Here is a 24,910-nt window from a genome sequence, read left to right as displayed (position 1 = left end):
TTTTTTTGGGGGCGAAGCTAGCGCAGTTCGGCTTCGGTATTACCACCATCGACCGTGATGACGTGTCCCGTGGTACGCTCCATCAAAGCCAGATTGACAAAGCCTTCGGCGACATGATGCGCCTCAACCTCGCGGCCCAGAAGGTTGCCGCCCATATAGACCTCTTCGCTGACACCGCGCGCGGCGGCGCGTTCCTTGATGAACGCATCCGTCAACAGGCCTGATCTGATCTTGTCAGCATTGACCCCGTTGACCCGAATACCAGACCCCGCCAGTTCCAGCGCCAGTTGCCGCATCAAGAACATAGTGGCGGCTTTGGGGGTTCCATAGGCGCCCAGGTTACGACCGGGATTGACTGCCTGTTTCGAGATGTTGAACAGAATCTGTCCACCCCGCCCCTGATCCTGCATCAGCTTGGCGGCGGCGGTGGCAAAGGCCTTATGCGCAAAAAAGTTCAACTCGAAAGCCGCGCGGAAGGCTTCATCCTCCAGCTCGACCAGAGCGCCCCCTGTGGCCGTGCCCGCATTCGACACCAGAATATCCAGCCCCCCGAAGGCCGCAACCGCAGCCGCCATCGCGGTATCGGCAGCGTCAGCTTGCGTGATGTCCAGCGCGCAGGCCGAATGCCACCGACCCAACTGGGATAGGGCGGAATCCAGAGCCGCTTGATCCCGATCCACCAGAACGACATTCGCGCCCTTGGCGGCAAAGGCTTTGGCGGTTGCCAGACCAATCGCGCCTGCCCCTCCGGTCACCATGACGACCTGACCCTGAAACGGCGGTGGGGTGCCTTTGCCCAGCTTTGCTTGCTCCAACGACCAATATTCGCAATCGAACATGTCCTTTTGGCCAATCGGATAGAAGCCGCCCGCATCTTCTGCGACGGCGCGCACGCGGATGTTCTGCTCGGCCAGATCAGCCGAGGCTGAGGCCGCCTTGGCGTTCACCCCAATCCCCAGAACACCGATCCCTTCGATCCACGCATGTTTCGGGTCAGGGGTCAGCATGGTCTTGGGTTCCGCAGCCTGAGGGGCCTGACGGTCGAAATAGGCGCGGTAGTCTTCAGCGAAAGCTTCGACCTTGGCCCTGATGCCATCCCGGTCGGTCAGGTCCGACTGTTTCAGCACCAGCGGCCAGCCTTTGGTGCGCAGAACGTGATCCGGTGAGGCCATGCCGCGAGTCGCCAGCGCGTCCACATCGCCGCGCGCCATAAACGCATGTGTCGCGGGGCCATTTCTTAGATCAAAGACGGGCATCGCACCGTCCCGATCCGCCGTGACCTCGGCGATCACACCGCGCAAGACCGGCAACATTTCCAGCCCGTTGGCAGGCAGACGTTCACCAATTGGCGTCAGTTCGGTCAGGCTCATATAGGCTGCGACCTCATTGGTATGCTGAACGATCTTGTCATAGCTCTCCTGAGCGGTGGCGCCAAAGGCGAAATGACCATGTTTAAGCAGCAACAGCCCCTCAACATCAGGGTTGGCGTCGTACACATCCGCCGCCGCCTTCGCGAGGCTGAAACCGGGCATGATGTAAGGCACGATCCCCAAGCGGTCGCCGAAAATCTCACGACAGACCTCTTCAGCATTGGGCAGGTCGGCCAGAATCAGAAACGGCGTGGCGTGGGTGTGATCGACGTATTTATGTGGCAGGAAGGCATGCAGCAGCGTTTCGACTGACGGGTTGGGCGAGGCCGAATTTAGCAGGCTTGAGCGCTGATAGTTCACCATGTCCTCATCCGACAGCTTATCGAGCGCGCGCAGCTTCAACAGCGGCTCTTGCCAGACACCGGGCAGTCCGGGCGCTTTGATCGTGTCCAGATCCCAGCCCGAGCCCTTGACATGCAGAATAGGTCGCATCTGACCGAACAGGTCGGGGCGCTCTAGCTTAACCGAGGTATTGCCCCCGCCATGCATCAGCAGATCCGGGTTCTGACCGATGAGGCGCGAAGTGTAGACCCGCTCTGCCAATTCCTGATCAGCCGGATCGGCGCCGGCGGCCGCACGCCAATCTGCAGCGGCCTGCGCCTTGTACATGTTTTCGATCATGTCTTTTGTATCCTTGTCGTTCTGCGCTCAGGCGGCTTGGCCAACCTTTTCGGGGAACATGGCCGCCAGACCTTCGGCGCTGGCATCGCAGACGCCCCGCTCGGTGATCAAGCCGGTAACCAGACGGTTCGGCGTAACATCAAAGGCCGGGTTGCCCACAGCCGAGCCATCGGGGACGACACAGACCTCTCCAATGCCCTCCTCTGTCATGCCAAACACATGCGAGATTTCGCGGTCCGGTCGGTCCTCGATCGGGATTTCGGCGACCCCGTCCCGCAGCGTCCAATCGATGGTGGGTGAGGGCAAGGCCACATAAAACGGCACATTGTTGTCATGCGCGGCCAGGGCTTTCAGATAGGTGCCAATCTTGTTGCAAACATCACCGGTCGAGGTTGTTCGATCCGTCCCGGTGATCACCAGATCTACTAGACCATGCTGCATCAGGTGACCGCCTGCGTTGTCGACGATGTATTGATGGCTGATGCCATGTTCGCCCAGCTCCCAGGAGGTCAAGGCCCCTTGGTTCCGGGGTCGCGTTTCATCAACCCAGACATGGATCGGCAAGCCAGCGTTGTGCGCCTGATACATCGGGCTGGTCGCAGTGCCCCAATCTACGGTGGCCAGCCACCCGGCATTGCAATGGGTCAGCAAACGCACCGGCTCACCTGCGGGTTTGCGGGCGGCGATGTCGCGGATCAAAGCAAGCCCATGTTCTCCGATCCGGCGATTGATCTCGATATCCTCTTCGCAGATCTCGTCCGCCAGCGCCCAGGCCGCGGCGGCACGTTGATCGGGCTGCAGAGGCAGCAGGGCCTCCCGGCAGCGCTGCAACGCCCAGTTCAGGTTCACCGCCGTTGGGCGGGTCGCGTTCAGCACCGAGGCTGAATGTTCAAAACTCTGATCAGACGGGTCACGGGACATCGCATCCGCCATCCCATAAGCAGCTGTCGCCCCGATCAAAGGCGCGCCACGCACCCACATCTCGCGGATTGCGGCCTCAAACTCGGCCAGAGAGGACAATGTAGCGATCCGGAAATCATGCGGCAGCCAGCGCTGGTCGATGATCCTGACCTCGCCGCTTTCAGCGTCGCGCCAGATTGAGTGGTAGTGAACACCGCCAATTTTCATCCTCTGCCCTCCGGTCGGGTTTCATGGGGTCTTCCACACGTTCCAGTATTTTCACGCAGGCCTCAAGCGCCGATGGGTTGTTTCTGCAAAGCCTTTTGCAGTGGATCACAGATCGGCCAACCCCATAGCGGCATAGGCGGGCGGCATCAGGGCGCGCCGCCACCGGCCCAAAGGAAAGCGCCGGGCGGTCTCGGACACAACCTTTGGCAATTCGCTGGTCTGACCCAGCGCCAACCGCCCCAGGGCCCGGCCGCTATAGGTGCCCATGGCGACCCCGTTGCCATGATAGGCAAAGCCCGCAAACATCCCTGCCTGCCCCGGAACCGGCCCGACAAAGGGCACCAGATCGCGCGACATGCACACCATGCCCGACCAGATATGAGTGACGTCTACCTCGGCCCACGCCGGGAACATGTGCTTGAAGTCGCACTGCACTTGCGTGCGGATCGCTGCCTCGGATTTGGGTGAGGACAGCAGCCCGCCCCGCATGCCAAACAGGAACCGACCGTCCGGCATCAGGCGGAAATAGTGCAAGAGATTGCGCGTATCGTAGGACATCTGATCCGAGGTCCAACCCTGCGCCTCCTTCTCGCCCGGCGTCAGAGGACGAGTGACCAGCACCGTGGATTGGGCAGGCATGTAACGAGCCGACATCCAAGGCGGGATATCTTCGCTGGAGTACCCATTGGTGCAGACCAACACTTTGTCGGCTCGGATTTGGCCCTTTGGTGTTTGAACAGCAAAGCCTGACGCGGTCTTCTCAATGCTCAGAACGGGGCTGTTCTGAAAAAACATTGCGCCTTGCGCCTGCGCGGCTTGGGTTAAACCAAAAAGGTATTTCCGGGGATTGAGGCCGAAGCCGACAGGTGTCGTGTACCCACCATGGAACGGCCCGTTCAGGCCTAGACCGGGTAGATCGGTAGCTTCATGCAGTATGCCTTGATCTTCGGCCTTGCGCCTCAGCGCCTCCATCGCGCGGCGGGAATGGGCCAGTTGCGTCTCACCTTTTGAATGCCGATCCACGTCGATCCCATAGCGGTCCAGAAGGCTTGCGACGAGTTGCACCGCGTCGCTTTCAGCTTCGGAATAGGCTTGCGCGGAAGCTTCACCATAGCGACGACACATGGCCTTGTAGCTGAGTTTTGATCCCCCCAAACAGCAGAACCCACCATTGCGTCCTGAAGCCCCCCAACCGGGTGTTTCGGCTTCACACACAGCGACGGACACGGCGGCATCCGCCAGATGCAGCGCGGCCGAAGCTCCGGTGAAGCCGCCGCCGATGATGGCAACATTAACCTGCAAATCACCCTGCTGCTCGGGCCAGTCGGGGGCGGCTGTAGTTTCATCCCACCAGCACCCCTGCCTTGGCCCATCGCCATAGGTGTAGTCTGGAAATATCCGCTTCATTCGGCGCGCACGGCGGCCATCTCATCCTGCTTTTGCCGCATCATGGCACGCTTGGTGACCAATGAGGCGGTGATGACGCCGATAGTCACAACCGCGATCATGAGAGTCGACAGCGCGTTAATCTCAGGGCTGACACCAAGCCGCACGGCCGAGAAAATCTTGATCGGCAAGGTCGTGGCAGACGGACCCGAAGTAAAGGACGCGATCACCAGATCATCCAGAGACAGAGTAAACGCCAGCAGCCAGCCTGAGATCACCGCCGGTGCGATGATCGGCAGGGTCACCAGACGAAACGCTTGCGCGGGCGAGCAGCCAAGGTCCAAGGCGGCCTCTTCCAGCGACTGGTCAAAGGTCACAAGACGCGAGGAGACAACCACCGACACAAAGCACATCGAAAAGGTCGTATGGGCCAGAACGATGGTCAGAATCCCCCGGTCCAATCCGATGCCGATGAAGAGTAGCAACAGCGAAAGACCTGTGATCACCTCTGGCATGACCAGCGGCGCATAGATCATTCCCGAGAACAGGGTGCGGCCAAAGAAGCGCCCTCCGCGAACGAGGACATAGGCCGCGGCGGTACCCAGAATGGTTGCCAGCGTCGATGAGAACACCGCCACCCGGATCGTCACCCATGCCGCGTCCAGAAACGCTTCGTTCTGGGCCAACTCTCCGTACCATTTGGTCGAGAACCCAGCCCAGACAGTGACCAGTTTGCTTTCGTTGAAACTGAAGATGATCAGGATGATCATCGGGATGTACAGGAACGCGAACCCCAGTGTCAGGGAAACCGTGTTGAACCAGCTTAATCTGTTCATTTCTCAGCCTCCGCCTGTTTCTGCTGATTGCGCTGGAACAGCACAATCGGCACCACGAGGATCAGCAGCAGAACCACCGCCACCGCGCTTGCCACCGGCCAGTCACGGTTTGAGAAGAACTCCTCCCACAGAACCTTTCCGATCATCAGGGTGCCCGAGCCGCCTAGAAGTGAGGGGATCACGAACTCACCGATCACCGGGATCATGACAAGGAAACAGCCCGCAATGATGCCGGGGCGCGACAAGGGGATCGTCACCAGCCAGAAGGCCTGAAGGCGCGAGCATCCAAGATCCTCGGCGGCTTCGATCAGTGACTCGTCCATGCGCTCCAACGACGAATAGATCGGCAGGATCATGAACGGCAGATAGGTGTAGACGATCCCGATATAGACAGCCGTATTGGTGTTCAGAATCGTCAGCGGGGTCGAGATGATACCCGTCCACAGCAAGAGCTGGTTCAGATACCCTTCGTTCGACAGGATCCCCATCCACGCGTAAACGCGGATCAGGAATGAGGTCCAGAACGGAAGGATCACCAGCATCATCAGTGTCGGTCGCCATTCGGCCGGCGCGCGCGCCATGCCATAGGCAATCGGGTATCCCACCAGCAACGTCAGAAAGGTTGAGATCAGGGCGATCTTCAGGCTGGAGAGGTAGGCCTTCCAATACAGGTCATCCTCGGTCAGCCAGACGAAATTCTCAAAATCCAGCTGGCTGAAGAAATCCTTGATCCCGGCCCAACCCTGCGACAGGTCCAACGTCGGCGTGTAGGGCGGAATCGCCAGTTCCGTGTCTGAGAGTGAGATTTTCAGGACAATGAAAAACGGCACCAAAAACAGCGCCAACAGCCAGACATAAGGAACTGCGATCAGCAGCGCGCGGCGCATCAGCTTGCCAATAGGACCGCAGCCGTCGCTGTCCACGACAGCCAGACCGGATCTTCCCATGTGAATGACCGGCGCGAGATGCGGCGGGTATTGGCCGTCTGCGCCTTGATGATCGTGCCGTTCGGCAATTCGACATGATAGGTCGAGAGGTTGCCCAGATAGGCGATGTCCAACACCTTGCCTTGCACGGCATTGATTGCCTCGGCAGGGCGGTCGGTTGAGATCGTCACTTTCTCGGGCCGGATCGCCAGATGGCAGGCCTGACCCTCCGAGAAGCCGTTCGCCGAGGTTGCCGTCAGCGGAGCCTGCCCTTCGGCCCAGTCGATCCGATAGGTTTCCTCACCATTCGCGGTGGCGTGGCCTTCGATGATGTTTACGTCGCCGATAAAGTCAGCGACATAGACCGAGTTCGGGTTTTCATAGATGCGATCGGGCGTGGCGACCTGCATCAAGCGACCTTGATCCATTACCGCCACGCGGCTGGCGACGGTCATGGCTTCCTCCTGATCGTGGGTTACGATCACAAAGGTCGTGCCGGTCTTCTCCTGAATATCCATCAGTTCGAACTGCGTGTCCTGTCGCAGTTTCTTGTCCAACGCACCCAGAGGTTCGTCCAAAAGCAACAGCTTAGGCGCCTTCGCCAGCGACCGCGCCAGCGCGACCCGTTGCCGTTGACCGCCCGAGATCTGATGTGGCTTACGGCGTGCAAATTGCTCGAGCCGTGTCAGGCGCAGCATCTCTTCCACCCGGTCCTCAAGGTCATGCTTGGGCATGTTGTCCCGACGCAAACCAAAGGCGATATTTTCCCAGATACTAAGATGCGGAAACAGCGCGTAGGACTGGAACATCATGTTCACCGCCCGCTTGTTGGGCGGGATCGGGTCAATATCCTGACCGCCCAGAATGATGTGCCCCTCGGTCGGCGTTTCGAACCCCGCCAGCATCCGCATCATCGTTGTCTTGCCGCAACCCGACGGACCGAGCAGGGCAAAGAATTCTTTCTCGAAAATATCCAGAGACAGATTGTCTATGGCCGTGAAATCTCCAAACCGTTTGGTGACATTCTGGAATTGGATCAAGGGTTTCGCCTGCGGGTCATCCCACGGCGCAAAGACGTCTGAGTTCAAAACGGCCCCCGTTCGACAATCTGGAAGTGGGCGCAAGGCGATCCCCGCCGCCTTGCGCGAAATCGGATCAGGTGCCCGATTTGATCTTGGTCCACATACGGGTCACAACCCGCTGCGTTTTTGCCGGGTAAGGCGTCGTGATGTAGAGGTTCTGCATCGTCGCATCATCCGGATAGATCGCCGGATCACCGATCACGTCTTCCTCAAGGAACTCTTGCGAGGCCTTGTTGCCATTGGCGTAGTACACATAGTTCGACGCTGCCGCCATGTTGTTGGCGTCAAGGATGAAGTTCAGGAACTTATGCGCGCCTTCCGGGTTCGGAGCATCTGCCGGAATGGCCATCTGGTCGAACCACATCAGAGAGCCTTCGGCGAAGGGGTGGTATTCGATCTCAACACCGTTGTCGGCCTCGGCCGCACGGTCACGGGCCTGCAGAATGTCACCCGACCAGCCAACAGCCACGCAGATATCGCCATTGGCCAGCGCGTTGATGTATTCCGAGCTGTGGAATTTCTGGATATAAGGGCGCACGCCGGTCAGTACTTCCTCGACCTTTTTGATGACGTCCGGGTCATGGCTATCCGGGTCCTCACCCAGATATTGCAATGTCATCGGGATCATTTCGGCGGGAGCATCCAAGAAATGCACTCCGCACTCGGCCAGTTTCTCCATGTTTTCGGGCTTCAGCACCAAATCCATGCTGTTCAGCGCCACGTCATCCCCCAGCGCTTCTTTCACCTTGCCGACATTCACACCAATGCCAGTGGTGCCCCACATGTAGTTGATCGAATAAGCATTGTTCGGGTCGTATCCGGCAGTACGCTCCTGGATGACATCCCAAAGGTTGCCAGCATTGGACAGCTGAGCTGTATCCAGTTCCCGGAACGCTCCGGCCTGAATCTGGCGCTGAAGGAATGTACCCGAGGGCACCACGACATCATAGCCAGAGCCACCGGCCAGCATCTTGGTCTCCAGCAATTCGTTGCTGTCGAACACGTCGTAGATCAGGGTCAGCCCTGTCTCTTCCTCGAACTTCGTTAGAAGCTCCTCGTCGATATAGTCCGACCAGTTATAGACTCGCACCTCTTCGGCGAAGGCCGCCGAAGTCCCCAATGCGAGAACCGCTGTCAGTGTCAGCGTCTTGAACATCATTTTTGTTCTCCCTGCGATTATGGTGGGTATTGTCCCGTTTTTTTGGATTTGATCAAGTTTTGCGTTTTTCGACTTTCTGAACTATGGTTCCAAAAGGTCAACAGCCCGGCAAGTCGGCACCCATCGAGACAAGGCAAACCAATTGGATTTGATCAAAAATAAGGCACCTAAGCCCAATATTGACGCCGGGAAACGGCCCGCGCACGAACAGGTCTACCACACCCTGAAATCCATGATCATGTTCGGCGAGCTGGTCCCAGGTCAGCCCGTCACTATTCAGGGCCTTACCGATTCGCTCGGCGTCGGCATGACCCCCGTGCGTGAGGCGATTCGACGTCTGATCTCGGACGGCGCATTAGTGTTTCAGGGCAATCGCAGGGTCAGTGTGCCGTTGTTGTCCAGCGGTGATGTTGAGCAGGTGATCTTCGCCAGAATTGCCATAGAATCAGAGCTTTCAAGGCGATCCACCGCCAAAATGTCCGCCAGCGACGTTGATCAACTGGAATCTATCGACCAGCAATTGGACCAGATGATCGCGGATGGTGACGTTCACGGCTACCTGCATCTCAACCACAGATTCCACGAAACGCTATATGCACATGCCGATGCGCCCGTTCTGAGCGATCTGGCCGAGCGTCTGTGGCTTCGATTCGGGCCATCCTTACGTGTGGTCTGCGGCCGCTTCGGCACTCAAAGCCTGCCTGATCGCCATAAGGATATCATCGCAGGGCTGCGCGCCGGGGATGCGGAAAAAGTGGCGAAGGCGACCGCTCAGGATATCGAGCAAGGCATGGAACTGATGATCGAGTCTGCCTCGGACATCTAGAAAACACCGATTCGATTGACAGGAAATAATTTGATCATATTGTGACTCGCAACCACCGTTGCAGGAGTCTTTCGGATGTCCACGATCACAAACCACATGCCCACCGCTGAATTGCAGGCGCTGGATGCCGCCCACCACATGCACCCGTTCTCTGCCAACGGAGCGCTGGGGAAAGAGGGCGCGCGCGTTATCACCCGCGCCAATGGCGTCTATCTGACAGACAGCGAAGGCGAACAGATCCTGGACGCAATGGCCGGCCTGTGGTGCGTGAATATCGGCTACGGGCGCGATGAGCTGGCCGACGCCGCCGCCCGCCAAATGCGCGAGCTTCCGTACTACAACACCTTCTTCAAAACGACCCACGTGCCTGCAATTGCACTGGCCAACAAACTGGCCGAGCTTGCCCCAGGCGATCTGAACCACGTGTTCTTCGCCGCTGGCGGGTCCGAGGCGAACGACACCAACATCCGTCTGGTGCGCACTTATTGGGCCGAAAAAGGCCAGCCCGACAAGAACATCATCATCAGCCGGCACAATGCATATCATGGCTCGTCGGTGGGCTCTGCCTCGCTGGGCGGAATGGCCGGAATGCACGCACAGGGCGGTATTCCGATCCCGAACATCCACCATATCAATCAACCCAACTGGTGGGCCGAAGGCGGTGACATATCGCCCGAAGAGTTCGGCCTCGCCCGTGCACGCGAGTTGGAGGACGCCATCCAGGAACTCGGCGAAGATCGCGTCGCGGCCTTCATCGCCGAGCCCGTACAAGGCGCAGGCGGCGTGATCGTTGCGCCCGATACCTACTGGCCCGAAATCCAGCGCATTTGCGACAAATACGACATCCTGCTGATCGCCGATGAAGTGATCTGTGGCTTTGGCCGTACCGGCAACTGGTTCGGATCGCAAACAGTTGGTATCAAGCCGCATATCATGACCATCGCTAAAGGCCTCAGCTCCGGCTATGCGCCTATCGGAGGCTCCATCGTCAATGACGAGATCGCCGAGGTGATTGGCGGCACTGAATTCAACCACGGCTACACCTATTCCGGCCACCCGGTCGCGGCTGCTGTTGCTCTGGAAAACCTGCGCATCCTCGAAGAAGAAAAGATCGTCGAGCATGTCCGCAACGTCGCCGCCCCCTACCTGAAACAGAAATGGGAGGCGCTGGCCGATCACCCGTTGGTGGGCGAGGCCAAGATCGTCGGCATGATGGCGTCGATCGCGCTGACCCCCGACAAAGCCAGCCGCGCCAAATTCGCATCGGCCCCCGGCACGGTGGGCTATATCTGCCGCGACTGCTGCTTTGCCAACAACCTGATCATGCGGCATGTCGGCGACCGGATGATCATCTCTCCGCCACTGATCCTGACCCCTACGGATATCGACGAGATGTTCGTGCGCATCCACAAATCACTGGATGAAGCCGAGGCCGAGATCATCGCGCAGGGCCTGATGAAAGCGGCCTCCTGATCCGCCCTTCATCTGGCTGAAAATATCCCGGGGGAGACGCCGACAGGCGGCGGGGGCAGAGCCCCCCTCCTCTACCTCAACCGCTCAAGCAAACGAATGGACGCATAGCCATCTGGCAGCAGTCCTTGTGCCAGCTGATAGGCCCGCACCGCATTCACCGTATTCGGCCCGGTGCGCCCATCTATGCCCTGAGTATCAAACCCGGCCTGCGTCAAACGCGTTTGCAATTCCTTTTTCTCGGTAAAACTCAGCACCCGGTCGCCGCGCGGCCAACTGGCCTGAAACGGAGCATCCCCGCTCAGACGATCCGACAGGTGACCGATCCCGATCACATAGGCATCCGCGCCATTGTACGCCTCGATCACGCTGAAATTGTCGAAGATCATCAGCGCGACACCCTGCCCGCCCGCAGGCAGCAAGATCGCGGCCCGCCCATAATCGCGCACCGGTTTGCCATCCAGCCCGACCACACTACGCGCCGCCCAGTCCGACGGCATCAGAGTGTAGTCCCGCTTGGCCGTCGCATAGTCGAACCCCTCGGGCAGCCGCACCTCGACGCCCCAGGGCTGCCCCTTGGTCCACCCGTGCCGAGCCAGATACGCGGCGGCCGAGGCAAGCGCATCTGTCGGGTCCTCAGACCAGATGTCACGTCGCCCATCGCCATCGAAATCAACCGCGTGATCCAGATACGAGGTCGGCATGAATTGCGTATGCCCCATGGCACCAGCCCAACTGCCCACCATACGACCCGCACTTACATCCCCGGCCTGAATGATCCTCAAAGCTGCGATTAACTGGGCCTCAAAAAACGATGCGCGACGGGCGTCAAAGGCCAATGTCGCCAGCGAGCGGATCGTCTGGTTGCTACCACGATAGGACCCGAAGGAGGTCTCGAGGCCCCAAATGGCAGTTACAACCTCTTTCTCGACACCATATTGCGCCTCGATCTGCCGCAGGACATTCCGATGCCGGTCCAAACCCGCGCGGCCATTCGCGATGCGCGTGTCCGAGACAGCCGCGTCGAGATATTCCCAGATTGGCTTTGAAAACTCAGCCTGATTACGATCCCGTTTGATAACCTTTTGATCATAGCTCAGCCCGGCCAGTGCCTGATCCAATGTCTGCTGAGTTATCCCCTGCGCTACCGCCCGCCGCTGAAACGCACCGAGCCACGCCTGAAAGCGGGCATTGCCTTCCACCGAAACCCGAACGGCCTCAGCCGAAGGTCGCGGCACCGGTCGGAGGGAGATCACCACATCCGCCGAGGCCAGTTGTATCGTATTGTCCAAAAGTCGATTTTCTGACCTTTGCGATGTTTCTGCTAAACCTGCCTGCATCATGGATGCCCACAATGCGGCGGTCATGACGCCGCCTATGCATTTACGCATTCCGATTTTCCTGATTACTGCTCGGCGTCAGGATAGCGCAAAATGGGCGATTTTCAAAGCACGCAGAGCGGTTCCACCGACAGGGTCATCAGCGGATTTTCTGCCCGTCCTGCCAGACAGCCAGCAAATCCCCCTCGGGGCCGATATGCAGGACATGCGCTAGCGCGCCTTTGGTCAAACGTCCGAGGTGACGATTGCCGATCAGATTCGCTGGCACAAAGCTGGCCATCTGCAGGGCCCGATCAAACGGCACATCGACCTCAGCGACAAGATTCTGAGCCGCCTGCAGCAATTCCAGATGCGCGCCTGCCAGCGTTCCGTCGGCCAGCGTTAGCCGGTTGTCCTCCCGGTGGATTTCACGGCCATTGAGCTCAAACACGCGGATATCCGACCCTGCCGTCGCCATGGCATCGCTGACCAGAAAGATCTCACCCGGCCCCTGCTTGGCGTTCAATGCATTGCGGATCATGGCAGGATGCACATGGATCATATCCGCGATCAATCCCGCCGAGAATTCCCCCTCGGCCAATGCCGCGCCAACGGTTCCTGGCGCGCGTCCTTGCATCTGGCTTTGCGCGTTGAACAAATGGGTCACACAGAGTGCACCGGCTTTGGCGGCAGCAACACAGACCTCATAGCTGGCATCAGTATGCCCCAGAGAAACCAACACGCCCGCCGCCGTCAGCACTTCGATCTGGGCGTTTGTGACGCTTTCAGGTGCCAGTGTGACTTTTAGCACCGGAAGTTGGGCGGCGGCCTCAAGCAGGGCTGCGACATCCACATCTTCCATCGGGCGGATAAAGGCAGCGTCATGCGCGCCTTTGCGAGATACGGCCAGATGCGGGCCTTCCAGATGCAAGCCAACGATCCCCGGAAAGCCTTGCCGCACGGCCTCAATCGCGGCCGAGATGGCGTTTGCGGTGATCTTGGGCGAATCCGTGATCAAGGTCGGCAGGATCGAGGTCGCGCCGATCTGCGCATGAGCCTTGGCCATGATCTTCAGCGCATCGACATCCGGCTGATTGTTGAACATCACACCGCCGCCGCCATTGACCTGCAGATCAACGAAACCCGGCGCGAGAAGTCCACCCTCCAGCGTGATTGGCACATGCCCAGAGCCAAGTTCCGACATGGGAACGACGCCATCAACCCGCCCACCCCGATGCAACAGCGCGTGGTTTTTCACGATGCCGTCTGGCGTCAGAATATCCGCTCCGATGAGGGCGTGGATCGTCTCCGTCATACCGTCTCCGTCACCTTCTTGAGGTGCCGTGGGGCATCCGGGTCAATGCCGCGCGAGGCGGCGAAAACCTCGACCATGGAGTAGAACGAAACGATCAGGCTCAGCGCGTCGGTCAGCGGGTGCAAGGTGCGGACATGTTCGACTGGCGAAGCAAATTTGACCTTGGTCGTGGTCGCGAAAACGCGGGCCCCTTTTGCACTGATCGCATCGGCGACCTCGGACAGCGCGGATTCCGCAGCATCGGCAGCTGCAAAACTGAGGACAGGAAACCCTTCTTCGACAATCGAGACCGGCCCATGCAGCACTTCGGCCGAAGAATAGCTTTCGGCATGCAACTGGCAGGTCTCTTTGAACTTCAGCGCGGCCTCGTTGGACATGGCAAGCACCTGCCCGCGCCCCAAGGTGTACAGCGATTGGTTCGCCCCAATCGCAGCCCGTACCTCGGGCCAGTCGATACGCGCAGCCTGCGCCAGCCGTTCTGGCAAATCGCGAATAGCCGCCAAAAGCGCCTCATCCCGCGCCCATTCGGCCAAGACCCACAGGCCTGCCACGGCCGAGGACACAAATGTCTTGGTCGCAGCCACACTCAGTTCCGGGCCTGCTTGGATATCAATTGTGTGGGCACAGGATGCCGCCAGCGGAGAGGCCGCGTCATTGGTCAGCCCGATGGTCAGCGCGCCATCACGATCCGCGCTGCGCACCATCGCCAGAATATCTGGGCTTTGCCCGGACTGGGACACGGCCAGACACAGGCTGTTTTGCAACCGAAGCGGCGCGTTGTAGATCGACGCGACAGAAGGACCAACCGAGGCCACCGGCAGGCCCAACAGGATTTCCGACGCGTATTTGAGATAGGTGCAGACATGATCCGACGACCCCCGCGCCACGCTTGTCAGAAAGGCAGGATCAAGGGTCCGGGCGACCTCGGCGGTGGACGCGATGTCCTTTTGACCCCGGCTGAGCAGCCGTTCGACCGCTTCGGGTATCTCATCGATTTCCCGGCGCATCCGGGTGATCTGCTGTTGCATGTGCTTTCCTAGCTGTTTGCAAGGCGCAGTTCGGCCACAAAATCGTAGGCATCACCGCGATAGACAGAGCGGGTGAACTCCACCACACGTCGATTGGACAGGAATGAGGTCCGGACGATCCGCAGCCCTGCCATGCCCGGCTCGACCCCCAGAACAGCGGCATCGTTGGCCTCAAGGTTGATCGCTGAAATTCGCTGCATGGCGCGTACCGGGCGGTTGCCGTCGCGTTCCAGCACCTCGTAGAGCGAGGATGTCACGCCTTCGGGATGCGGCAGGATATCGACCGGCAGGGCCGCGTGCTCAATCGCCATTGGCTTGTCATTGGCCATGCGCAGGCGCGAAAGCCGCGCCACCTCTTCGCCTGAGGACAGGGCCAGTGCCATGACCTCTTCCGGTGAGGGCGTGTGGATGCCCCGGTCCAACCACTCGCTGGTCGAATCCAGCCCCCGACGGGTCATGTCTTCGGTGAATGAGGTCAGCAGTGACAGCGATTGTTCGACCCGAGGCGTACCGTCCGCCACGAAACTGCCCGAGCCCTGACGCTGCACGATGATGCCACGCTCGACCAGATCCTGCAGCGCGCGCCGGACGGTGACACGGGAGAGGCCCGTCAGATGGGCCATCTCACGCTCGCCTGGCAGCGGGGCGCTTTCGGCCAGAACTCCGGCCTCAATGCTTTGCTCAAGTCGCTTGCGCAACCGAACGTAAAGAGGACCTGTGGCCTCCTGCAGCCAATCGGCAGATTTCAGGAATGTCTCGATCGTGTCGCTCATCAGCCCGCCCCTACCTTTGCCCGCTCAGCCAGGTGGCGCGCCAAAATCAGGGCACCGTCAAGCGGTGAGCCCTTGGCCTCGGTCAGGCAGGCCTGAATGTGAGGGGGCAGATAATCTGCATAGTGCGGTGCGACCCCGCCGATCATGCAGATGGGCGATCCGTCGGTGTGACCAAGGGCGCGCAGCCCCTGCGCCAGATAGTCGGCCCCGCTTTGCAACAGATCTCGCGCCACGGGATCGCCACCAGCCGCAGCCGCGATGATCTCGGGGGCGAGGCCAGCGCAATCAGAGGGGTTGGCCTGGCCAACAAACGCGACGATTTGCATGGGATCGTCGTCATACTCTGCGCTGATCCTTCGGGTTAGCGTGCTGTGCGGTTGAATGCCGTCCATCGCCAATAGAGCGCGTTGCAGCAGCTGAACGCCTAACCAGTTGCCCGAGGCCTGATCGCCAATCAAAGCTCCGTAGCCGCCAATAAACTGCGTTCGCCCATCGGCCTGCCGGGCCAGAAAGGACCCCGTTCCAACACCGATCACGGAACCGCCCCGAGCACCCAACGCGCCTACAACCGCCGATCTGCGATCATCTTCGACCTCGACGATCCGCGAGGGAAGGCTGCGCGCAACCTCCGACGCCGCAACGGCATCCGTCACCCCAGCCAGCCCCGCGTAAGTCGGAATCGCGGCCAGATGTGCTCGGGGCAATTGCGCCTTATCGGCCAAGGCCTGCAACCCCTCATCGAGGGTGTGCAGCGCCTTCTGTCGATCCGAAAAGGCATTGGCACTGCCCAATGTCACCTCGACCCGACCGTCAGGTGTGGCCATCGCGAAACGGCACTTTGTGCCACCGCCGTCGATTGCAATCAGGTATTGGAAGGACTCACCCATATAAATACCTTTAAGATACCTTTTGCCGAAAAAAAAGACCTCAGCTTATACAAACTGCAAATCATTGGCCATATTTGGGGCTTTTTACATATTTATCCAACGAGAGGTAGACAACAGGTATTATATAGGTATTACTCTCAAATGGGGAGGAATCAAATGCTGCCGCAAACCGAAATGCTGCACGACGAGGTCGAAGGGCTGGACCTGCGGGCAGATGTCGACATCCTAGGCTATCTGCTTGAGGCGCAGAAGGCAGCATTGGGTGGGCTTGACGGTTGCTTGGATGCCCTCTCAGAGGGGGCCGCCATTCTGACGGAGACTGTTCGCCGGGGCGGCAAGATTTACTACGCTGCAGCCGGTTCATCGGGCCTGATGGGGCTGGCGGACGGGGCTGAATTATCCGGAACCTTTGGCCTTTCGCCTGAGTCCATGGCGATCTGCATGGCAGGCGGGATACCTCAGGGCGCAGCAATGCCCGGCCATACGGAAGATGATGAAACCGCAGCGCAAACTGCCGCGACCAATGTGGGGTCGGATGACGCTGTGATCGCTCTCTCGGCCAGTGGCAGCACACCCTATGCCGTCGAATTCGCGCGTCACGCGCGCGTGCAGGGTACCAAGGTCATCGGGATCGCCAACAACGCAGAGGCCCCGCTATTCGACTACGTTGATTGCGCCGTCCACCTGAACACACCGCCCGAACCCATCGCAGGCTCAACGCGGTTAGGGGCCGCGACGGCGCAGAAAGTGGCTCTGAACATGATGTCCACGCTGATGGGCATTCGCCTTGGGCATGTGCATGACGGGATGATGATCAACGTCATCGCCGACAACCATAAACTGCGCCAACGCGCCGAAGGGATCGTTGGAAAAATCGCCGGGGTCTCGGCAGATCAGGCCAGTGATGCACTGAGCCGCGCATCTGGTAACGTGAAACAGGCGATCTTGCTGGCCGCAGGCGCCGACAGCCCAGACCGGGCCGAGGCGCTTTTGGCGCAATCTAATGGGCACCTGCGCCCAGCGCTGAAACAACTTTAAAACCAAACAAAATACCAAGGGAGAAAACCATGAAGAAGATATCACTTAGCGCCGTTTTGCTGGCGTCGTCGGCCCTTGCAGGCGCTGCCTTAGCCGAAACGGTTCTGACCATCGAAAGCTGGCGCAATGACGATCTGGCGCTGTGGCAGGAAAAGATCATCCCTGCGTTTGAGGCGCAGAACCCGGACATCAAGATCCGGTTCACACCCTCGGCCCCTGCCGAATACAACGCCGCCCTGAACGCCAAACTGGATGCCGGGTCGGCCGGAGACCTGATCACCTGCCGTCCGTTCGATACCTCGCTTGGTCTTTATGAGGCCGGTCACCTGACAGATCTGTCCGATCTGGGCGGCATGGCCAATTTCTCGGACGTGGCGAAATCTGCATGGCAGACCGATGACGGCGCGGCGACCTTCTGTGTTCCCATGGCCTCGGTCATTCACGGTTTCATCTACAACAAGGACGCCTTCAACGAGCTGGGCATCGACGTGCCCACAACCGAGGCTGAGTTCTTCGCCGCGCTCGACAAGATCAAGGAAGACGGCACCTATATTCCGATGGCCATGGGTACCAATGACCAGTGGGAAGCGGCCACCATGGGCTACAACAATATCGGCCCGAACTACTGGAAAGGTGAAGACGGGCGTCTGGCTCTGATCGAAGGCTCACAGAAGCTGACGGATGAAGCCTGGGTCGCGCCCTATCGCCAATTGGCGAAATGGGGTGAGTACATGGGCGACGGGTTCGAAGCCCAGACCTATCCGGACAGCCAGAACCTGTTCACTCTGGGCCGCGCAGCCGTCTATCCGGCAGGCAGCTGGGAGATCAGCGGTTTCAACAACCTCGCCGATTTCGAAATGGGCGCATTCAAACCTCCGGTCCAGAATGCGGGCGATGAGTGCTATATCTCGGATCACACCGATATCGCCATCGGCTTGAACGCAGCCTCGCCCAACGCTGAGGCCGCGCGCACCTTCCTGGATTGGGTTGGCTCGGAAGAGTTCGCAACCATCTACGCCAACGCCCTGCCCGGCTTCTTCTCACTGTCCAGCTTTGACGTCGCGATGGACGACCCGCTGGCGCAGGAATTCGTAAGCTGGCGTGGTGAGTGTGGCTCAACCATCCGCTCGACCTACCAGATCCTGTCGCGCGGCACGCCGAACCTTGAGAACGAGACCTGGAACGCCTCGGCTCAGGTCATCAAGGGCGAGGAAAGCCCCGAGGACGCCGGTCAACGCCTGCAGGATGGCCTCGCCTCGTGGTACGCACCGCACCAATAACCACTCACGAAACCAACGGGTCCGGCCTTCGGGCCGGACCCACCCAGAACAGTCGAGGCATACGATGGGCAACAGCCGGATCAAATGGCACATAGTGGTGTTCCTTGCGCCCGCCGTGCTGGTTTACACTGCCGTGATGATCCTGCCGCTTTTCAACACGCTGCGGCTGGCGCTTTATGCCGAGGTCGATCAATCCCGCGTCTTTGTCGGGCTGGACAATTTCCGCACGCTTTTTGGCGATCCTTTGTGGTCGGATGCGTTTTGGAACGCGCTCGGTAACAATTTCTGGTTCTTTTTCATTCACATGCTGGTGCAGAACCCGATCGGCATCGCTCTGGCCGCCATGCTCAGCCACCCGCGGCTGAGGTTTGCCGCTTTCTACCGCTCGGCCATCTTCATTCCGACAATCCTGTCTTTCGTGATCGTTGGCTTTGCCTGGAAACTGATCCTGTCGCCGATCTGGGGCATTGCGCCGGACATGCTGGCCGCTGTTGGCCTGAAATCCCTCTATGCTCCGTGGTTGGGGAAAGAGGAGTATGCCCTGACCACCCTGGCGCTCGTGTCAGTCTGGCAGTTTGTCGGTATCCCGATGATGCTGATCTATGCCGCCCTGCTTTCAATCCCAGAAGAAATCCTTGAGGCCGCCGAGGTCGAAGGCATCACCGGTATGGCCGCCTTCTGGAAGATCAAACTGCCGCTGATCCTGCCGTCGATCGGCATCATCTCGATCCTGACCTTCGTGGGGAATTTCAACGCGTTTGACCTGATCTATGCCGCCCAAGGAGCTCTGGCAGGTCCCGATTTCTCGACCGACATTCTGGGCACCTTCATGTACCGCACCTTCTTCGGGTTCCAGTTGCAGCTTGGCGATCCGCATATGGGCTCGGCCATTGCGACGGGGATGTTTGCGATCATCCTAACCGGCGTCTGTGTCTATCTGTTCCTGATTCAGACCCGCATCCGCCGGTATCAGTTCTGAGGGTGGTAGGATGAACAAAGCCCGTAGAAACCCGTTAAATATCGCCGCCATGCATGGCGCGCTGATCCTGTACACCCTGATCGCGCTGTTCCCGGTCTTTGTGATCGTGATTAACAGCTTCAAGTCCCGCAAAGCGATCTTCCGTGAGCCGCTAGCCCTGCCGGATGCCGAGACATTCTCAATGATCGGCTATCAGACAGTGATGAAACAGGGGGATTTCTTCCTCTACTTCCAGAACTCGATGATCGTCACGGTGGTGTCGCTGTTCTTCATCCTGCTGTTCGGCGCGATGGCGGCCTTTGCGCTAAGCGAGTACCGCTTTCGCGGTAATACCCTGATGGGCCTCTATCTGGCCTTGGGCATCATGATCCCGATCCGCATCGGCACGGTCGCCATCCTCGAGATGATGGTCGCAACCGGGTTGGTGAATACGCTGATGGCCCTGATCCTTGTTTACACCGCGCAGGGCCTGCCACTGGCCGTCTTTATCTTGTCCGAGTTCATGCGGCAGATCAGCGACGATCTGAAAAACGCGGGCCGCATTGATGGCCTCAGCGAATACACAATCTTCTTCCGCCTGGTTCTGCCGCTTGTGCGCCCGGCCATGGCGACGGTGGCAGTGTTCAACATGATCCCGATCTGGAACGATCTGTGGTTCCCACTGATCCTGGCCCCGGCCGAGGAAACCAAGACGCTCACGCTGGGCAGTCAGGTCTTCATCGGGCAGTTCGTCACCGACTGGAACGCAGTTCTGTCCGCGCTGAGCATGGCGATCCTGCCGGTCATGGTTCTCTATGTCATCTTCTCGCGGCAATTGATCCGCGGCATCACCTCGGGGGCGGTCAAATGATCCGAGTCCTTATCGCAGGTCTGGGCAATATGGGCCTCAGCCACGCGCTGGCGCATCACCATCATCCCGACGCGCAGATTGTTGGGGTGGTCAATCGCTCTGGCCGGGTCGATCACCGGGAGTTGCGGGGCTATCCCGCCTTCTCGGACTTCCACACCGCTCTGGCAGAGACCGCACCTGATCTGGTGGTCATCGCGACCTATTCCGACAGCCACGCCGACTATGCCTGCGCTGCGATGGAGGCGGGCGCGCATGTGTTTGTTGAAAAACCTCTGGCCACCACGGTCGAGGATGCGCGCCGTGTTGTCGCCAAAGCGGTCGAGACGGGGCGCAAGCTGGTGATCGGCTATATCCTGCGCCACCACCCCTCATGGATGCGTTTGATCTCTGAGGCGCGCGATCTGGGCGGCCCCTACGTGTTCCGGCTGAACCTGAACCAGCAATCCACCGGCCCGACTTGGGAGACGCATAAGGCGCTGATGCAGACCACCTCGCCCATCGTCGATTGTGGCGTGCACTACGTGGATGTGATGTGCCAGATCACCGACGCCCTGCCCGTTCGGGTCAATGGCATGGGCCTGCGTCTGTCAGACGAGATCGCACCGGATATGTACAATTACGGACAGTTCCAGGTGGTCTTCGAGGACGGATCAGTCGGCTGGTACGAGGCCGGATGGGGCCCAATGATGTCCGAAACCGCATTCTTCGTGAAAGACATCGTCTCACCCAATGGGGCCGTTTCGATCACCGAAGGCAATAAGGGCGCTTCGGACGACGTGGACGGGCACACCAAAGTGGGCGGCATTCTGGTGCATCGCCCGGATGGGGACAGTCTGATCGAAATGGACGGCGAACCGGGCCATCAGGAGCTGTGCGATGCAGAGCAAGCCTACATGCTGCGCGCCATCGCCGAGGATATCGACCTGACCCGCCACATGAGCGATGCGGTGCAATCCCTGCGGATCTGCCTGGCGGCCGATGAAAGCATTCGAACCGGACAGCCGGTTGACCTGAAGGAGGCGTGACGTGACCGCCCTGAAGCTGAGCAAAGTGTGTAAATCCTTCGGGCCGGTTGAGGTGCTGAAGAACATCGACCTGACCGTCGAGGAGAACGAATTCGTGGTCTTCGTCGGCCCCTCGGGCTGCGGAAAATCGACCTTGTTGCGCGTGATTGCGGGGTTGGAGGATGCGACCTCGGGCACGGTTGAAATCGACGGCGAACAGGTCAACACAGTGCCCCCGGCGAAACGGGGGCTTGCGATGGTGTTCCAGTCCTACGCGCTCTACCCGCATCTCACGGTGCGTGGAAATATGGCGCTTGGGCTGAAACAGGCCGGGCACCCGAAGGATGAAATCTCGCGCCGCATTTCCGAGGCCAGCCGGATGCTGTCGCTTGAGGACTATCTGGAGCGTCGCCCTGCCGAACTGTCAGGCGGCCAGCGGCAACGCGTCGCCATCGGGCGCGCGATTGTGCGCAACCCGAAACTGTTCCTGTTTGATGAGCCGCTGTCCAATCTGGACGCCGCCCTGCGCCTGAATACACGGGTCGAGATCGCCAATCTGCACCGCCAGATTGACGCCAGCATGATCTACGTGACCCACGATCAGACTGAGGCGATGACACTCGCCGACAAAATCGTGGTTCTGCGCGACGGGCGCGTGGAACAGATCGGCAGCCCGATGGACCTCTACAACAACCCCGCCAACCGCTTTGTGGCCGAGTTTATCGGCTCCCCCGCCATGAACTTTGTCCCGGCGGATATGATCGGCGGCCCAAAGGGCACCTATTTCGGCATCCGCCCTGAATACGCCACTCATTCCGAGAGCGGAGCTCTATCCGGCACCGTGGTGCATGTGGAAAACCTGGGCGCCGATACGAATATCATGGTCGATATCGGAACCGGAAAACCCTTCACCATCCGCGCCTTCGGCCAACACAGGGTTGAACCGGGTGCGCAGACAGGGATCGCGTTCGATCAGGCAAACGTCCTCACCTTTGGCGAGGACGGGCAGAGACTTTAGCGCTACGCGTCTTCCCCAAGCTCTTTGACGGCGGCCAAGAGGCGTGCGATTTCCTGTTCCGTATTGTAGTGACAGAAGGAAATGCGGATGCAGTCCGATAGCCCCAATGGCCCCAGCACATTGCCCGAGTAATGGTCGGCCTTGCGCGTATGGGTTCGGATGCCCTGATGATTCAGCGTCTCGACCACATCTTCGGATGCCTTGCCTTTGACCACAATCGATACTAGCCCCTCTCGCGCCGGGTTGTCGGCCCCGGCCAGAATGGTGACGTGATCCATATCGCGCAAACCTGGCAGGTTTCCGGTGCCGTTGATTGCGGTGTTGGTCAGATGGGTTTCATAGGTGTGAATAGCACGACCCGCAGCCTCGATCCGCGCGCGCGGGTCGGTCTCTTCCGATACTTCCCCACCCAGCCAGTCGAAATAGGACACCACATCCGACACCGTCGCATAGGAACCTGTGTCGCGGGTGCCGAACTCCCACCCTGTCGCGGGTGCGTCGATCAGCATGTCGTGCGGCGTATGGGTCAGCCGGTCAGAGATCCACGCAATCCCGTATCCGTGGCGTGAGAACACTTTGTAAGGTGAGATCGCATAGCCATCGACGTTGTACGCATCCAGATCGAGCTGCCCATGGGCCGCGTGCTGGATGCCGTCGACGATGATCATGCAATCGGGTGCAACCGCCCGGATCGCGGACGAGATCGCGGCCACATCCATGCCCATGCCTGTCACAGGTGAGGCATGCAGGATCGTCGCCACCGCCACATCCGGGGTCATAAATGCGGTGTAGTCCTCAGCCGTGACCAGACCGGTGTCGTTGTCATGGGGCACGTTCACATAGTCGAGCCCCGCAATCTCGGCCCAGCGGCGCGCTGCGCTGCGGGTGGCCGGGTGTTCGATGGAGGACCCGATCACTTTGGCCCCCTTGGGTGCGGCCAAACACGCGGTACGGATCAAGCGGAACAACAGCTCGGTGCCGCTTTCGCCGGCAAAGAACTGGCCGCCTGAGGCGTTCATGAACACTCCCAGATCCTGTTTGGCCTTGTTGATAACATTCTGCGTGCCCTGCCCCGCAGGGTTGATACGGCCCGGATTGTCCGGGATCGCCGCATAGAAAGCCGAGGTCTCTGCCACCGATTTCAGCGTCAGGGCGCCGCCTGCATTCTCAAAGAAAATGCGTTCACCCTGAAACGGGCACGTGTCAACATGGGTGAACCTGTCGCGAATAGCATCAATAAGCGCGGGGTTGTCTTGGATCATGAGTCAGTCCTGTGGAAAGTCGATGCGTTCGGACCGCTTGCACAGGCGTGCCGAACAGATCGAATTCAAACACCGGTTTTGTCTTCATGACAAGAAAAAGGGCCGGTTGAAACAACCGGCCCTTCTGCGTCAGTTGAACCGAGGGATCAGTTCGAACCGGCGTTCAGCTTTTCGTTCTGCTCGCGCAGCGTGTCCGAGATGATGGCGTACCACTCGCCGGACTGGCGCATCTCGTTCAGACCTTTGTTCATCATCGCGATGTATTCGCGGGCAAACGGGTTCGAACGGTGGGCCATGAAGCTCATCGACGAGAGAGTCGAAACATAGGGGTTCTCGACGATATCGTCCGATGTCAAACCCATGTCATTCATGGTTGAGGCAAACAGCTCAACCTCGAATGCAGCAACGTCTGCTGTGCCGGTGAGAACGGCATCCAGGCATTCACGCGCTGAGTTGGGATGAATCAGGTTCAGATTTTTGCCGTTCAGGCCAACTTCTTCCAGAACAACCATGCTCCAACCCGCCATACGGCAAAGAGTTGCGCCTTCGAGATCCGAAAACTCTGTTGCGGCGGCGTATTCGCTTTCGGGCAGCGTGAAGAAGCCACCAACAACGTCGTAGATCGGAACAGACGCCACGAACTGCGTGCAGCGGGCTTCGGTTGCCTCAGACCACTCATAGGAACGGTTTGTACAGTCGGGCAGCGTCCAGGCGATCGAGATGTCGAATGCGCCCAGCGGCAGGAGAGTGTCCAAGTGCGAAGACCAGTCATCCACGAAGCTGACCGAGAAGTCGCGGCTGTTGCCGGCACGCTGCAGGCTGGTTGTCGCCAGACGGGTCATGATGCCGCCACCGCTCAGGGATTCCGTTGTGAACGGCTCCCAGCCGTTGCCCGCAACCAGTTTGATCGGCGGTGCATAGACGTTCGACCGTTTCACGCTGGCCGCACGCTGTTCTTCCGCCGCGATGATTTCCTGCGCCGATTGACCGTTGGGCAGGCTTCCATCCTCACACGGCAGAGCCAGGACCAGACCGGGCTCTAGCGAATTGGGGTTTGTGATCTCGTTGCGGTTCGCGTTGAAGATCGGCTGATAGTTCGATGTGCCATAGGCTGCGATGGCGATGGTTGCCATCGTGTCGCCGTCCTGCACGGTGTAGTTTGAACAGGCTTCCTGCGCTGCGGCAGCACCTGCGGAAAGTGTGAGGACGGCGGTTGCCGTCATCACTTTGGTATTGAGTTTATCTCTTAGCATTTTTTATTCCTCCCATAAGTTGGAATGTGGAGATGAGGTT

The 24,910-nt window shown here is 59.4% G+C and carries 22 protein-coding genes; 8 read left to right on the top strand and 14 right to left on the bottom strand.

The window, feature by feature from the left end; all coding sequences use genetic code 11:
• Positions 1-17: 17 nt before the first annotated feature.
• From ACR0JF_RS14160 to ACR0JF_RS14130, 7 genes are all read right to left on the bottom strand, one after another.
• On the bottom strand, positions 18-2,051 hold the full coding sequence (locus ACR0JF_RS14160; protein ID WP_170661603.1) for a bifunctional aldolase/short-chain dehydrogenase: 2,034 nt from the start codon (positions 2,049-2,051) through the stop codon (positions 18-20).
• A gap of 27 nt (positions 2,052-2,078) precedes the next feature.
• Entirely contained in the window at positions 2,079-3,179 is a 1,101-nt protein-coding gene (mtnA, locus tag ACR0JF_RS14155; RefSeq protein ID WP_170661604.1) for an S-methyl-5-thioribose-1-phosphate isomerase, read from the bottom strand.
• 105 nt (positions 3,180-3,284) lie between these two features.
• Positions 3,285-4,586, bottom strand: a complete 1,302-nt coding sequence (locus ACR0JF_RS14150) for an NAD(P)/FAD-dependent oxidoreductase (RefSeq protein WP_170661605.1) — start codon at positions 4,584-4,586, stop codon at positions 3,285-3,287.
• On the bottom strand, positions 4,583-5,401 hold the full coding sequence (locus ACR0JF_RS14145) for an ABC transporter permease (protein WP_170375678.1): 819 nt from the start codon (positions 5,399-5,401) through the stop codon (positions 4,583-4,585). Before ACR0JF_RS14145 ends, ACR0JF_RS14150 begins: the two co-directional genes overlap by 4 nt.
• Positions 5,398-6,288 (bottom strand): ABC transporter permease subunit, encoded by an 891-nt coding sequence (locus ACR0JF_RS14140; protein WP_170528328.1) that lies wholly within the window; start codon positions 6,286-6,288, stop codon positions 5,398-5,400. The genes ACR0JF_RS14145 and ACR0JF_RS14140 overlap by 4 nt, the downstream gene beginning before the upstream one ends.
• Positions 6,288-7,415 carry an ABC transporter ATP-binding protein gene (locus ACR0JF_RS14135; protein ID WP_170375680.1) on the bottom strand — a complete coding sequence of 376 codons (1,128 nt, stop codon included), beginning with the start codon at positions 7,413-7,415 and terminating at the stop codon, positions 6,288-6,290. Before ACR0JF_RS14135 ends, ACR0JF_RS14140 begins: the two co-directional genes overlap by 1 nt.
• Before the next feature lie 67 nt (positions 7,416-7,482).
• Positions 7,483-8,568 (bottom strand): polyamine ABC transporter substrate-binding protein, encoded by a 1,086-nt coding sequence (locus tag ACR0JF_RS14130; protein ID WP_170375682.1) that lies wholly within the window; start codon positions 8,566-8,568, stop codon positions 7,483-7,485.
• A gap of 142 nt (positions 8,569-8,710) precedes the next feature.
• Between ACR0JF_RS14130 and ACR0JF_RS14125 the strand changes: the two genes are divergently transcribed.
• Both ACR0JF_RS14125 and ACR0JF_RS14120 read left to right on the top strand, forming a co-directional pair.
• Positions 8,711-9,394: a GntR family transcriptional regulator gene (locus ACR0JF_RS14125; RefSeq protein WP_170661606.1), complete on the top strand. Its 684-nt coding sequence runs from the start codon at positions 8,711-8,713 to the stop codon at positions 9,392-9,394.
• A 75-nt stretch (positions 9,395-9,469) separates the two neighbouring features.
• Complete coding sequence (locus tag ACR0JF_RS14120) at positions 9,470-10,867, top strand: aspartate aminotransferase family protein (RefSeq protein WP_170661607.1); 1,398 nt, start codon at positions 9,470-9,472, stop codon at positions 10,865-10,867.
• Between the two features lie 71 nt (positions 10,868-10,938).
• On the opposite strand, the gene ACR0JF_RS14115 is transcribed toward ACR0JF_RS14120, so the two are convergent.
• From ACR0JF_RS14115 to ACR0JF_RS14095, 5 genes are all read right to left on the bottom strand, one after another.
• Positions 10,939-12,255 (bottom strand): lytic murein transglycosylase, encoded by a 1,317-nt coding sequence (locus tag ACR0JF_RS14115; RefSeq protein ID WP_480669523.1) that lies wholly within the window; start codon positions 12,253-12,255, stop codon positions 10,939-10,941.
• Positions 12,256-12,343: 88 nt separating this feature from the next.
• The gene (gene nagA / locus ACR0JF_RS14110) at positions 12,344-13,498 is read right to left on the bottom strand and encodes an N-acetylglucosamine-6-phosphate deacetylase (RefSeq protein WP_170661608.1); all 1,155 of its coding nucleotides are present in this window, start codon (positions 13,496-13,498) and stop codon (positions 12,344-12,346) included.
• Positions 13,495-14,526 (bottom strand): SIS domain-containing protein, encoded by a 1,032-nt coding sequence (locus ACR0JF_RS14105; protein ID WP_170661609.1) that lies wholly within the window; start codon positions 14,524-14,526, stop codon positions 13,495-13,497. The genes nagA and ACR0JF_RS14105 overlap by 4 nt, the downstream gene beginning before the upstream one ends.
• Before the next feature lie 8 nt (positions 14,527-14,534).
• Entirely contained in the window at positions 14,535-15,299 is a 765-nt protein-coding gene (locus ACR0JF_RS14100; protein ID WP_170661610.1) for a GntR family transcriptional regulator, read from the bottom strand.
• Positions 15,299-16,186: a BadF/BadG/BcrA/BcrD ATPase family protein gene (locus ACR0JF_RS14095; RefSeq protein WP_170747574.1), complete on the bottom strand. Its 888-nt coding sequence runs from the start codon at positions 16,184-16,186 to the stop codon at positions 15,299-15,301. Before ACR0JF_RS14095 ends, ACR0JF_RS14100 begins: the two co-directional genes overlap by 1 nt.
• Positions 16,187-16,342: 156 nt before the next feature.
• Here ACR0JF_RS14095 and ACR0JF_RS14090 point away from each other — a divergent pair, with 156 nt between their 5' ends.
• The 6 genes from ACR0JF_RS14090 to ACR0JF_RS14065 all read left to right on the top strand — a co-directional run bounded on the left by ACR0JF_RS14090 (position 16,343) and on the right by ACR0JF_RS14065 (position 22,355).
• Positions 16,343-17,224 carry an N-acetylmuramic acid 6-phosphate etherase gene (locus tag ACR0JF_RS14090; protein WP_170661612.1) on the top strand — a complete coding sequence of 294 codons (882 nt, stop codon included), beginning with the start codon at positions 16,343-16,345 and terminating at the stop codon, positions 17,222-17,224.
• 29 nt (positions 17,225-17,253) lie between these two features.
• Entirely contained in the window at positions 17,254-18,504 is a 1,251-nt protein-coding gene (locus ACR0JF_RS14085) for an ABC transporter substrate-binding protein (RefSeq protein ID WP_170661613.1), read from the top strand.
• A 64-nt stretch (positions 18,505-18,568) separates the two neighbouring features.
• The gene (locus ACR0JF_RS14080; RefSeq protein ID WP_170661614.1) at positions 18,569-19,483 is read left to right on the top strand and encodes a carbohydrate ABC transporter permease; all 915 of its coding nucleotides are present in this window, start codon (positions 18,569-18,571) and stop codon (positions 19,481-19,483) included.
• A gap of 10 nt (positions 19,484-19,493) precedes the next feature.
• Positions 19,494-20,333: a carbohydrate ABC transporter permease gene (locus ACR0JF_RS14075; protein WP_480669522.1), complete on the top strand. Its 840-nt coding sequence runs from the start codon at positions 19,494-19,496 to the stop codon at positions 20,331-20,333.
• On the top strand, positions 20,330-21,358 hold the full coding sequence (locus ACR0JF_RS14070) for a Gfo/Idh/MocA family protein (RefSeq protein ID WP_170661616.1): 1,029 nt from the start codon (positions 20,330-20,332) through the stop codon (positions 21,356-21,358). The genes ACR0JF_RS14075 and ACR0JF_RS14070 overlap by 4 nt, the downstream gene beginning before the upstream one ends.
• Position 21,359: 1 nt before the next feature.
• Positions 21,360-22,355, top strand: coding sequence for an ABC transporter ATP-binding protein (locus tag ACR0JF_RS14065; protein ID WP_170661617.1), 996 nt, complete (start codon positions 21,360-21,362; stop codon positions 22,353-22,355).
• 2 nt (positions 22,356-22,357) lie between these two features.
• Here the strand turns inward: ACR0JF_RS14065 and ACR0JF_RS14060 are convergent, their stop codons facing one another.
• Positions 22,358-23,617, bottom strand: coding sequence for an aminotransferase class V-fold PLP-dependent enzyme (locus ACR0JF_RS14060; protein WP_480669521.1), 1,260 nt, complete (start codon positions 23,615-23,617; stop codon positions 22,358-22,360).
• 146 nt (positions 23,618-23,763) lie between these two features.
• Positions 23,764-24,870 (bottom strand): LysM peptidoglycan-binding domain-containing protein, encoded by a 1,107-nt coding sequence (locus ACR0JF_RS14055; RefSeq protein WP_170661620.1) that lies wholly within the window; start codon positions 24,868-24,870, stop codon positions 23,764-23,766.
• Positions 24,871-24,910: the final 40 nt, after the last annotated feature.

It is taken from the genome of Ruegeria sp. BG11 (assembly GCF_056538565.1).
The sequence above is the reverse complement of the archived record's forward strand: the minus strand, read 5'-3'. Positions and strand labels throughout refer to the sequence as shown.

What these genes read in the sequence shown, in the direction of transcription:
- ACR0JF_RS14160 (WP_170661603.1), bottom strand. Translation starts at nt 2,051, where the DNA reads ATGATCGAAAACATGTACAAGGCGCAGGCCGCTGCAGATTGGCGTGCG.
- mtnA (WP_170661604.1), bottom strand. Translation starts at nt 3,179, where the DNA reads ATGAAAATTGGCGGTGTTCACTACCACTCAATCTGGCGCGACGCTGAA.
- ACR0JF_RS14150 (WP_170661605.1), bottom strand. Translation starts at nt 4,586, where the DNA reads ATGAAGCGGATATTTCCAGACTACACCTATGGCGATGGGCCAAGGCAG.
- ACR0JF_RS14145 (WP_170375678.1), bottom strand. Translation starts at nt 5,401, where the DNA reads ATGAACAGATTAAGCTGGTTCAACACGGTTTCCCTGACACTGGGGTTC.
- ACR0JF_RS14140 (WP_170528328.1), bottom strand. Translation starts at nt 6,288, where the DNA reads ATGCGCCGCGCGCTGCTGATCGCAGTTCCTTATGTCTGGCTGTTGGCG.
- ACR0JF_RS14130 (WP_170375682.1), bottom strand. Translation starts at nt 8,568, where the DNA reads ATGATGTTCAAGACGCTGACACTGACAGCGGTTCTCGCATTGGGGACT.
- ACR0JF_RS14120 (WP_170661607.1), top strand. Translation starts at nt 9,470, where the DNA reads ATGTCCACGATCACAAACCACATGCCCACCGCTGAATTGCAGGCGCTG.
- ACR0JF_RS14115 (WP_480669523.1), bottom strand. Translation starts at nt 12,255, where the DNA reads ATGCGTAAATGCATAGGCGGCGTCATGACCGCCGCATTGTGGGCATCC.
- nagA (WP_170661608.1), bottom strand. Translation starts at nt 13,498, where the DNA reads ATGACGGAGACGATCCACGCCCTCATCGGAGCGGATATTCTGACGCCA.
- ACR0JF_RS14105 (WP_170661609.1), bottom strand. Translation starts at nt 14,526, where the DNA reads ATGCAACAGCAGATCACCCGGATGCGCCGGGAAATCGATGAGATACCC.
- ACR0JF_RS14100 (WP_170661610.1), bottom strand. Translation starts at nt 15,299, where the DNA reads ATGAGCGACACGATCGAGACATTCCTGAAATCTGCCGATTGGCTGCAG.
- ACR0JF_RS14095 (WP_170747574.1), bottom strand. Translation starts at nt 16,186, where the DNA reads ATGGGTGAGTCCTTCCAATACCTGATTGCAATCGACGGCGGTGGCACA.
- ACR0JF_RS14090 (WP_170661612.1), top strand. Translation starts at nt 16,343, where the DNA reads ATGCTGCCGCAAACCGAAATGCTGCACGACGAGGTCGAAGGGCTGGAC.
- ACR0JF_RS14085 (WP_170661613.1), top strand. Translation starts at nt 17,254, where the DNA reads ATGAAGAAGATATCACTTAGCGCCGTTTTGCTGGCGTCGTCGGCCCTT.
- ACR0JF_RS14080 (WP_170661614.1), top strand. Translation starts at nt 18,569, where the DNA reads ATGGGCAACAGCCGGATCAAATGGCACATAGTGGTGTTCCTTGCGCCC.
- ACR0JF_RS14075 (WP_480669522.1), top strand. Translation starts at nt 19,494, where the DNA reads ATGAACAAAGCCCGTAGAAACCCGTTAAATATCGCCGCCATGCATGGC.
- ACR0JF_RS14070 (WP_170661616.1), top strand. Translation starts at nt 20,330, where the DNA reads ATGATCCGAGTCCTTATCGCAGGTCTGGGCAATATGGGCCTCAGCCAC.
- ACR0JF_RS14060 (WP_480669521.1), bottom strand. Translation starts at nt 23,617, where the DNA reads ATGATCCAAGACAACCCCGCGCTTATTGATGCTATTCGCGACAGGTTC.
- ACR0JF_RS14055 (WP_170661620.1), bottom strand. Translation starts at nt 24,870, where the DNA reads ATGCTAAGAGATAAACTCAATACCAAAGTGATGACGGCAACCGCCGTC.